This window comes from Pseudomonas sp. 382, from assembly GCF_002759075.1.
GTDB lineage: Bacteria > Pseudomonadota > Gammaproteobacteria > Pseudomonadales > Pseudomonadaceae > Aquipseudomonas > Aquipseudomonas vlassakiae.
The window spans coordinates 20,209-30,613 of record NZ_PEMX01000046.1; the positions used below are offsets into that span (position 1 = coordinate 20,209).

General features: G+C 62.4%; 8 protein-coding genes. 5 read left to right on the forward strand and 3 right to left on the reverse strand.

Features of this window, described 5'->3' with window-relative positions; all coding sequences use genetic code 11:
- Positions 1-106 precede the first annotated feature (106 nt).
- Positions 107-3,583: a hybrid sensor histidine kinase/response regulator gene (locus CQW31_RS28345; protein ID WP_099815959.1), complete on the forward strand. Its 3,477-nt coding sequence runs from the start codon at positions 107-109 to the stop codon at positions 3,581-3,583.
- Here CQW31_RS28345 and rmuC read toward each other — a convergent pair.
- Positions 3,555-4,928, reverse strand: coding sequence for a DNA recombination protein RmuC (gene rmuC / locus CQW31_RS28350; RefSeq protein WP_178075595.1), 1,374 nt, complete (start codon positions 4,926-4,928; stop codon positions 3,555-3,557). The two genes, CQW31_RS28345 and rmuC, sit on opposite strands and share 29 nt — an antisense overlap.
- Positions 4,929-5,079: 151 nt before the next feature.
- The gene (locus CQW31_RS28355) at positions 5,080-5,442 is read right to left on the reverse strand and encodes a sel1 repeat family protein (protein WP_054887050.1); all 363 of its coding nucleotides are present in this window, start codon (positions 5,440-5,442) and stop codon (positions 5,080-5,082) included.
- 954 nt (positions 5,443-6,396) lie between these two features.
- On the opposite strand from CQW31_RS28355, the gene CQW31_RS28360 reads away from it, so the two are divergent.
- The 3 genes from CQW31_RS28360 (at position 6,397) to CQW31_RS28370 (ending at position 8,765) form a co-directional block, all read left to right on the forward strand.
- A complete protein-coding gene (locus CQW31_RS28360; RefSeq protein ID WP_054887044.1) occupies positions 6,397-6,621 on the forward strand; it encodes a hypothetical protein in 225 nt (74 codons plus the stop codon).
- A gap of 249 nt (positions 6,622-6,870) precedes the next feature.
- Positions 6,871-7,353: a hypothetical protein gene (locus tag CQW31_RS28365; protein ID WP_054887045.1), complete on the forward strand. Its 483-nt coding sequence runs from the start codon at positions 6,871-6,873 to the stop codon at positions 7,351-7,353.
- A 146-nt stretch (positions 7,354-7,499) separates the two neighbouring features.
- Positions 7,500-8,765 (forward strand): OmpP1/FadL family transporter, encoded by a 1,266-nt coding sequence (locus tag CQW31_RS28370; protein ID WP_054887046.1) that lies wholly within the window; start codon positions 7,500-7,502, stop codon positions 8,763-8,765.
- 43 nt (positions 8,766-8,808) lie between these two features.
- Here CQW31_RS28370 and CQW31_RS28375 read toward each other — a convergent pair whose 3' ends face one another.
- Positions 8,809-9,738: a LysR family transcriptional regulator gene (locus CQW31_RS28375; protein WP_054887047.1), complete on the reverse strand. Its 930-nt coding sequence runs from the start codon at positions 9,736-9,738 to the stop codon at positions 8,809-8,811.
- Between the two features lie 114 nt (positions 9,739-9,852).
- Between CQW31_RS28375 and CQW31_RS28380 the strand changes: the two genes are divergently transcribed.
- Positions 9,853-10,113, forward strand: coding sequence for a DUF2798 domain-containing protein (locus CQW31_RS28380; RefSeq protein ID WP_054887048.1), 261 nt, complete (start codon positions 9,853-9,855; stop codon positions 10,111-10,113).
- The last annotated feature ends 292 nt before the right edge of the window (positions 10,114-10,405 follow it).

Genomic DNA, 10,405 nt, shown 5'->3' on the forward strand with positions numbered 1-10,405 from the left:
CCTGCGACGACTCGCCGCTGCGACCATCGTCTGCGCTGACGAACCGCCGCCTGCGTGCCAGACTGATTGATCGGGACCGCGTTATCTTTCTTGCTCCGGAGTTTTCATGTCGTTGTCCAGCGGGCTGATCGCCGTGGTCGCCCTGGCCTATATGGCCGTCATGTTCGCCATCGCCTTCTACGGCGACCGCCGCAGCACGCCGTTGCCGCCGCGCCTGCGTGCCTGGGTCTACAGCCTGTCGCTGGCGGTGTACTGCACCAGCTGGACGTTCTTCGGCGCGGTCGGCCAGGCCGCGGAACAGCTGTGGGCGTTCCTGCCGATCTACCTCGGGCCGATCCTGCTGCTTATCTTCGCGCCGTGGGTGCTGCAGAAGATGGTGCTGATCAGCAAGCAGCAGAACATCACCTCGATCGCCGACTTCATCGCCGCTCGCTATGGCAAGTCGCAGTCGCTGGCGGTGGTGGTGGCGCTGATCTGCCTGGTTGGCGTGCTGCCTTATATCGCCCTGCAGCTCAAGGGCATCGTGCTCGGCGTCAACCTGCTGATCGGCGCCAATGCCGACGCCACCGGCACCCGGGTGCAGGACACCGCGCTGGTGGTGTCGCTGGTGCTGGCGCTGTTTGCCATCGTCTTCGGCACCCGCAGCCTGGACGTCACCGAGCACCACCGCGGCATGGTCCTGGCGATCGCCTTCGAGTCGCTGATCAAGCTGCTGGCATTCCTCGCGGTGGGCGTGTTCGTGGTGTTCAACCTGTATGACGGCTTCAACGACCTGCTCAGCCAGGCGCGCCAGTCGGTGCAACTGGACAGCTATTGGCAGGAAACCATCAACTGGCCGTCGATGGTGGTGCAAACCGCCGTCGCGATGATGGCGATCATCTGCCTGCCGCGGCAGTTCCATGTCACCGTGGTGGAGAACATCGAACCCCAGGACATGCGCCTGGCGCGCTGGGTGTTCCCGCTGTACCTGGCGCTGGCTGCACTGTTCGTGGTGCCGATCGCGCTGGCCGGGCAGATGCTGCTGCCGGGCACGGTGATATCCGACTCCTTCGTCATCAGCCTGCCGCTGGCCGAAGCCCACCCCAGCCTGGCCCTGCTGGCTTTCATCGGCGGTGCTTCGGCCGCTACCGGCATGGTCATCGTCGAGGCGGTAGCGCTGTCGACCATGGTCTCCAACGACATGCTGCTGCCCTGGCTGCTGCGCCGCAACAATGCCGAGCGGCCGTTCGAAGCGTTCCGCCACTGGATGCTCTCGGTACGCCGGGTGACCATCGTGGTGATCTTGCTGCTGGCCTATGTCAGCTACCGCCTGCTCGGCTCCACCGCAAGCCTGGCGACCATCGGCCAGATCGCCTTCGCCGCCGTCACCCAGCTGACCCCGGCCATGCTCGGCGCGCTGTACTGGAAGCAGGCCAACCGCCGTGGAGTGTTCGCCGGCCTGGCGGCGGGCATCTTCCTGTGGTTCTACACCCTGGTGCTGCCGATCATCGCCCATAGCCTGGGCCTGTCGCTGGGTCTGTTCCCGGGCCTGGCCTGGCTGCATGGCAACCCGCTCGACCTACCGATCAGCCCCTTGACCCAGGGGGTAGTGCTGTCGCTGGCGGGCAACTTCACGCTGTTTGTATGGGTGTCGATGTTGTCGCGCACCCGCGTGTCTGAGCACTGGCAGGCAGGCCGCTTCATCGGCCAGCAGACCAGCGCCCGGCCCAGCAGCAAACCGTTGCTGGCCGTGCAGATCGAAGACCTGCTCACCCTCGCCTCGCGCTTCGTCGGCGAGGAGCGCGCGCGGCAAAGCTTCATCCGCTTCGCCTACCGCCAGGGCAAGGGTTTCAACCCCAACCAGAACGCCGATGGCGACTGGATCGAACACACCGAACGCCTGCTGGCCGGTGTGCTCGGCACCTCCTCGACCCGTGCCGTGGTCAAGGCCGCCATCGAAGGCCGCGACATGCAGCTTGAAGACGTGGTGCGCATCGCCGACGAAGCCAGCGAAGTACTGCAGTTCAACCGCGCGTTGCTGCAGGGTGCCATCGAGAACATCAACCAGGGCATCAGCGTGGTCGACCAGAACCTGCATCTGGTGGCATGGAACCGCCGTTACCTGGAGCTCTTCAACTACCCCGAGGGCCTGATCAGCGTCGGCCGGCCGATCGCCGACATCATCCGCTACAACGCCGAGCGCGGCCTGTGCGGCCCGGGCGAGGCGCAAGTCCACGTGGCGCGGCGCCTGCACTGGATGCGCCAAGGCCGCGCCCACTCTTCCGAGCGGTTGTTTCCCAATGGCCGGGTCATCGAACTGATCGGCAACCCGATGCCCGGTGGGGGCTTTGTGATGAGCTTCACCGACATCACGCCGTTCCGCGAAGCCGAACAGGCGTTGCGCGACGCCAACGAACGCCTGGAGCAGCGCGTGGCCGAACGCACTCACGAGCTGTCGCAACTCAACCAGGCCCTGTCGGAAGCCAAGAGCCAGGCCGAAGCGGTGAGCAAGTCCAAGACCCGCTTCCTCGCTGCGGTCAGCCATGACCTGATGCAGCCGCTGAACGCTGCGCGACTGTTCTCCGCCGCCCTGTCGCAGCAGGCCGAAGGCATGAACGAAGAGGCCCAGCAACTGGTGCAGCACATGGACAGCTCGCTGCGCTCGGCCGAAGAGCTGATCAGCGACCTGCTGGACATCTCGCGCCTGGAAAACGGCAAGATCACCCCCGACGCCAAACCCTTCGCCCTCAATGAACTGTTCGACACCCTTGGCGCCGAGTTCAAGGTGCTGGCCGCCGAGAAGGGCCTGGAGTTCCGCTTGCGCGGCAGCCGCCTGCGGGTCAACAGCGACATGAAACTGCTGCGCCGGGTGCTGCAGAATTTCCTCACCAATGCCTTGCGCTACGGCAAAAGCCCGATCCTGCTGGGTGTACGCCGCCAGGGCGAGCACCTGTGGCTGGAGGTCTGGGACCGAGGCCCGGGTATCGCCGACGACAAGCTGCAGGTGATTTTCCAGGAGTTCAAGCGCCTGGACAGCCACCAGACCCGCGCCGAAAAAGGCCTCGGCCTTGGCCTGGCGATCGCCGACGGCCTGTGCCGGGTGCTTGGCCACAGCTTGCAGGTGCGCTCCTGGCCCGGCAAGGGCACGGTGTTTCGCGTCCACGTGCCGATTGCCCATCAGGCCGCAGCGGCGCCGAGCACCCCGGTAGAAACCGCGAGCCAGCCGCTGGCCGGCTTGCAGGTGCTGTGCGTGGACAATGAAGACAGCATCCTGATCGGCATGAACAGCCTGCTCAGCCGCTGGGGCTGCCAGGTATGGACTGCGCGCAACCGCGCCGAGTGCGAAGCGTTGCTGGCCAAGGGCATGCGCCCGCACCTGGCGTTGGTGGACTTTCACCTGGATGACGGCGAAACCGGCACCGGGCTGATGGGCTGGTTACGTGCACGCCTGGGCGAGCCGGTGCCCGGCGTGGTGATCAGCGCCGACGGCAGCAAGGAAACCTTGGCCACCGTGCATGCCGCAGGCCTGGACTACCTGGCCAAACCGGTGAAGCCGGCGGCCTTGCGCGCCCTGCTCAATCGCCATCTGAGCCTGGTTCAGTAACCGCCTCGTCGGCCAGCGCTTCGTCTGACAGGGCCCGTTCGAGCAGCTCGGCCGGCAGGCTCTTGCTGGCGCGGGCACCGAGCAGCTTGAGCTGTTCGCTGCGGCTGACCAGGTTGCCGCGCCCTTCACACAGCTTGTTGCGAGCGGCGGCGTAGGCCTTGTCGACCTGCTGCAGGCGGTTGCCCAGCTCGTCCAGGTCCTGGATGAACAGCACGAACTTGTCATACAGCCACCCGGCGCGCTCGGCGATCTCTCGGGCGTTCTGGCCCTGGCGCTCCTGTTTCCACAGGCTGTCGATGACCCGCAGGGTGGCCAGCAAAGTGGTCGGGCTGACGATCACGATCTGCCGGTCGAACGCTTCCTGGAACAGGTTGGGTTCGGCCTGCAGCGCCGCCGAGAAGGCTGCCTCGATCGGCACGAACAACAGCACGAAGTCCAGGCTGTGCAGGCCTTCGAGGCGATTGTAGTCCTTGCTCGACAGGCCTTTGACGTGGTTGCGCAGCGACTGCACGTGCTGCTTGAGGGCAGCTTCGTCGTTGCTGCCGACAAATTGCTGGTAGGCGGTAAGGCTGACCTTGGCGTCGACCACCACCTGCTTGTCACCGGGCAGCATGATCAGCACGTCAGGCTGAAAGCGCTCGCCATCGGCACTCTTCAGGCTGACCTGGGTCTGGTATTCGCGGCCTTTCTCCAGGCCGGCATGTTCCAGCACCCGTTCAAGAATGAGCTCACCCCAGTTACCTTGGGTCTTCTGGCCCTTGAGTGCCTGTGTGAGGTTGGTGGCTTCGTCTGACAGTCGCAGGTTGAGTTGTTGCAGACGCTCCAGCTCCTTGCCCAGCGAGAAGCGCTCGCGGGCCTCTTGCTGGTAACTTTCCTCGACACGTTTTTCGAACGCCTGGATACGCTCCTTGAGCGGGTCGAGCAACTGGCCCAGGTGCTGCTGGCTGGTCTGGGCGAAGCGCTGTTCGCGCTCGTCGAAGATTTTCGTGGCCAGGTCGGCAAACTGGGCGCGCAGGGTGTCACGGGCCTCCTGGAGGTCTTCGAGGCGCTGCTGGTGACTGTCCTGCTGTTCGCGCAGCTCGGCCTCCAGGCGCGCGGCCTGGGCCTCCAGACGACGCAGTTCTGCTTCGCGAGTGGCGCGTTCGATGTGCCAGGCGTGGGCCGCATCGCGGGCGTTGTCGCGGTCGATCTGCAGCAGTTCCAGTTCACGGCCCTGGGCGGCCAGCTGGGCCTGCTTGACGGCGTTGGCTTCACTGAGGTCGCTGACTTCGTCGCGGCTGGCATCCAGTTGCGCCTGCAGGCCAGCCTGCGCCAACTGCGCACTGCTCAGGCGCTCCTCGAGCAGGGCCTGCTCGCCGTGGCGCGCAGCCTGACGGCGCTGCACGTGCATGACCCACCCCAGGCAAGGCAAAGCCCCTGCCACCAAGCCCAGCAGAATGCTGGCCAGATCCACTGTCATGCGTACCCCGATCACACCATTGCGAGTTGAGTGCAGCTTACCAGCCTGCCCCGTCGGGCGCCTGTTTCGCCGCATCGGCCTCGAGCAGCCGCGCATACTCCTGCTGCGCCCGTTGGTCCCCGGCCCGTGCCGCCTGACGCAGCAGTTCATGGCCGATGCGACGGTCCCGGGCATTGCCGCAATCACGGCAGAGCATTTGCCCCAAGCGGCTCTGCGCCACCACCACACCTTCGCGCGCGGGCTGCTTGAGCAGGTGCCCGGCAATGTGTTTGATCTGAGGCTTGTCACCCAGCCTCGGGCTGTCGAGCAGCCAGAGGGCCACTTTCAGGGAAAAGCGTTTGGGCGAAGGGGCTGATGAGGCGACAACGGGGCTGGCGAGGGGTTTACCGCGAAACTTCATGACCGACAGGGATGGCAATTCGAAGGGCGCGCAACTCTACTCCTTTTTTTTGTGCATGGCCTGTCGATTTCCGGCGGATTGCAATTTTTTTCGATGATTTTTTCTTGACGTTTCCGAGTGGATGACTGGCTGGTCGTCAGGTGCCTTACGATTGTCGGACAGTTCTCGGAGGTGCTGGCACGCCCGTCCTAGAGCAAGCGCTCGGGACAATCCACAGTTCCTGTGGATAACTCGGTGGACAACCCCTCCAATGAGGCCGCAAACCCCCGAAAAATGGGGCTTTCGCTCAAACTGACGATTTTTTCACCAGCAAAAATTAGTGTTTTTTTTCATTGACTTAAGGGTCCAGTCAAGTCATTGGCGAGCATGAGGAGGGCTGTTGCCCGCGTGTTACAAGTCATGCTTCGAATGTGAACAAGTGCACTGAAAGCCTGCGTTTGGATGCACGAAATTGGCCCATCGGGCCGGTTGGAGGCCGGTTGGCCCCTCTTCCCATAAGGAGGAAGACACGCCATACTGCGCGGCTAGCCTGAAGAAACACGCAATGCTTGCAAAGGCCGCGTATTTTCGTTAAGGTGCGCCACGTTAGTACCCAAGCTGAAAGTCAATTCTGGCCAGAAGCGTCCTTGCAGCCCATCGCTCTCCCGAACGATCGCTGCTGAAACCAGGACCGGCCCCCTCGATGATTCTCTCGCCAGCCCAGCGCTGTTCAAGCACGAATCAACCGGAAGATTGATCAGGATCCCACCCCGACGGCCTAGAACCTTGGCCCCGGTGTGCTGCCTGCCTTCTGAAGTACCTACCAGTCAGCCCAAGCGCCCACACTTTGATTGCGCTCTCTCTGGCTGCCCTGTTCCAGTCAGGTTCGTTCGTCCCTTAATAAAGGCGTCACTGGAACGTTTCTATCATGCACGGATCATAATCCCCGTGTTTAAAGCAGGAACCTCCAATAACATGCAAACTCATCATCAAATTCAGGCTGCCATTGGCACCCTCTCCCAAGCTTTCTCGCCGTTGAAGTGCCTTATCGTTGCCCCACGCAAGGGCAGCTTCAGCTTCACCCTGGTGGACGAGCACGGTATCGCCTGCCACACCGAACGCCTGTACCCTGAACAGTACAGCCACTCGGAACCCCTGCAGGCGGTAATCGCCCGCACCCGTCAATCGCTCACCGCGTGAGCGGCGAATATCGGGGCATTCACAAGCTGAATGGCGCCTGTCGCAAGCTGCCTGATCGTTCTGATGCTAATTGCCGCCAGGCATATGGCAACGGGCGGCAGGCAGCAATCGATTTAAAAACAGCCCTTTACACCACGATTATCACACTACACTTCAACTCGAGCGGTCTTTACCGCTTCCGGCGGGCCTGACCAAATCACCAGCTGCCAAGCTCCAGCGCCCGTCGGCCCTTTACTGCTCGAGGGCATCATGGGTATCGCGGCGAATGAATTGTGTCAGTATGTGATCCGACCTACCCTGGTCTATCTGAATCGCCATTGCGCCAGCGCCGAAGCCCTTCTGCTCGGTATCGCGGCCAGCCAGTCGGCACTCGGTTCGGCTTTGCACGATCGCCGTGGCCACGGCCTCTACCGCATTGGCGAAAGCCGGCACCAAGCCATCTGGGATCATTTCCTTGCCCGTGACCCGGAGCTGGCCAGCCTGGTTCGCGGCCTGGCCAGCCAGCACGCCTTTCTCGGCGGGCCGCACCTGGAACTCACGGTGAACCTGCGATACTCCACAGCTATCGCCTGGATGCTCGTCGAAGAGCAAGCCACGCCGCTGCCAGCGGCCGATGACTTGCTCGGCCTGGCTCGAATCTGGCGGCAGATTTTCCACCCCCAAGGTCGCCTGCGCGACTTTACCCAGGCTTGGCATTTATGCGTTGAGCAGAAATTGCCACAGGCATCTTAAGAAGCGTCCTACATCTTTGTTAGAAAAAATGGAATTTTGGTCGGATTGTCCTACAAAACAGCGCGATCTCCTTTAATTCAGGCTATAGCGCGGCGCGTGATTTGTTGGTAGCTTTTCGCCCCGGAGATCACAAGGAGTTTCTAATAATGAAAAAAGCAATGCTCAAAACCTCCCTCGGCGTAGCCGTTGCCCTGGCATCCAGCCAACTGTTCGCTGCCGGCTTCGCACTTAACGAACAAAGCATCAGCGGCATGGGTACCGGTTTTGCAGGTCGTTCTTCTTCTGCCGAGGACGCCAGCACGGTGTACGGCAACCCTGCAGGCATGTCGCGCCTCAAACGCCAGGAAGTCACCGTGGGCGGAGCTGCCGTAATCGCCAAGACTGACATTTCCGGCCCAGGCAGCCGCCCGCTGCCAGGCGAAACCGATGGTGACATGGTGCCGACCGTTGGCGTCCCGATGGGCTACTACGTGAAACCGATCGATGAGCATTGGAGCGTCGGCTTTGGTGTTTACGTGCCATACGGCCTGGTAACCGATTATGGCAGCGGCGACGCCGCTCGCTACTGGGGCAAGAAGAGCCACGTCGAGGTCATCACCTTCCAGCCTACCGTCAGCTACGCCTTCAACGACAAGGTGTCGATCGGTTTCGGCCCGACCATCAACCGCATCAAGGGCGAGCTGGGCTCGAACACCATCAACCCGCGCTCCCCAGGCGTGAACGATGGCGAAGTGAAGATCAAGGGTGACGACACTGCCGTCGGTTACAACATCGGCATCCTGGTGCAGGCCACCGACCGCACCCGCGTCGGCCTGACCTACCACTCGATGGTCGACTACAAACTCGAAGGCGACACCAAGATCAACAACGCCCTGATCGGGCCTTTCAGCGGCAGCAAGTTCGACGCCACGCTGAAGATCAAGACACCTGAGTCCGTGGACTTCTCGGTCACCCACGAACTGGACGACCAGTGGACCCTGTATGCCGGCAGCACCTGGACCCGCTGGAGCCGCCTGGAAAACATCACCGTCAACAACGACGTCCCGGCACCGCTGAGAGCCCAGTTCGGCACCATCACCGAAGAGCAGAACTGGCACGATACCTGGGCTCACGCCATTGGCGCCTCCTACAAGGTGAACAAGGAGTGGGTGCTGCGTACCGGCTTCTCTGTCGACCAGTCGCCAACCAACAACACCGACCGCTCGCCGCGCATCCCAACGGGTGATCGCAAGGCAATCAGCATCGGTGCCGGTTACAGCCCAACCGACGACATGACCATCGACGTGGCCTACTCCTACCTGTGGGAAGAGGACACCAAGGTCAACCTGGCCAGCCCCACCAAGGGTCGCTACCAGGCCAAGTACGAGAACAGCGCCCACGGTATCGGTGCCTCGCTCACCTACCGCTTCTGATTCGTACCCGCCCCATCAAGAAACCGCCCTCGTGGCGGTTTTTTCATGCCTGCACTTGCCAGCCATCCCCCAACGACTCACGCAGGTAGTCCATGAACGCACGCACTTTTGCGGTCATGGCGAAACGATCGGCCACGCACAGGTAGATATCCATTGGCTCGGTCTGGGCGTAGGCCTGGCCGCTTTCGCTGTATTCGAACAGCGGCACCAGTGCCCCCGAGGCCAGATGCGGCCTGACGATGAACTCGGCCAATCGGGTGATGCCGCCATCGTTGAGGGCCATCTGGGTCAGGGCATCGATGTCGTCGCTGATCAACACGCTGCCGAACTCCGCCTCGAAACGCATGCCGTCACGCACAAAGCCCCAACGCAGGAAGCGGCCGTCCACCGGATAACGGAAGACCAGGCAGCGGTGATCCCGCAGCACCTCGGGACTGGTCGGCAAACCGGCGCTGGCGAGGTAACCCGGTGACGCGCAGCAGATGAACGGGATGCGGGCGATGTGCCGCGCCAGCAGCTGGTCTTCCAGTTGCGGGGTGATGCGCAGGCTGACATCGACATCTTCGCGGGCGTGATTGACCTTGCGATCAGTCGTTATCAATTCTATCGAAAGCAGTGGATAGCGGGCGCTGAAGGCCGGGATCAGAGGCGCCAGCACATGGCGCCCAAAAGCGGAAGTCGAGGCGATGCACAGGCGCCCTTGTGGCTCACTGTCGGGTGTGGTGACCGCCTGTTCGGCAAGGGCCAGGTCGCGCTCGATGTGCCTGACCCGTTCGTAATACTGGCTACCGGCAGGCGTCAGCGCCATGCTGCGGGTGGTACGGCTGAGCAGGCGCACGTGCAGGTGCCCTTCCAGGCGCGCCAGGTTCTGGCTGACCGCTGCCGGGCTGAGGCCGAGGTTACGGGCGCCGGCGGCGATGCTGCCGGCTTCGACCACTTTGATGAAGCTGCGGATGGCGTTGAGCAGATCCATGGCAAGCTCTTCGATTCGTAAGAATCTCTTTATAAAGAACTCAATCCAGCGGGTCTACAGCCGCTGCCGGCGGCATTGCTAACCTGCGCCCTCAGTCAACCTTCAGGAGATCGCATGAGCAATCTGTCCCACACGCGCAGCCGGCGCAAACTACGCCCGAGCGCTACGCCGTACGTGTTCGCGTTTTACATGTCATCGATCATGGCGCTACTGATGTGCTTCGTGATCACGGCGGCGAATGCCGGGGTGAACCCGGACTACCTGAGCAATGTGCTGAAGGCTTACCAATTGGCGATGCCAGTGGCATTTGTGTGCGTGCTGATGGTGAGGCCGGTGGTGGTGAAGCTGGTGGCGATTACTGTGCATCCACACTGACAAAGGCAGCCGCAATGCAATTGGGTGAGGGCTGAAAGGTGCTCGTCGACAGTCTTGCAGCGCCTGCGAGATCGAGCGCCGCCCGCGCGGCGCATCGCGGGCAACCCCGCTTGTATGGTTAGACTTGAAGGGGTGGTGGGACTAAATGCCCGATTCTGACTGTTAGCAGCAGTACAGACCGTGGGAGACATCGCCCCACCCCTTCCACCAAAGCGCCGATAAAGAATGCATCGTTTGCAAGCGACGATAGAAGCAAGCCAGCGCCTCTTGGTGAAACCCCTTCAAGCCGAAA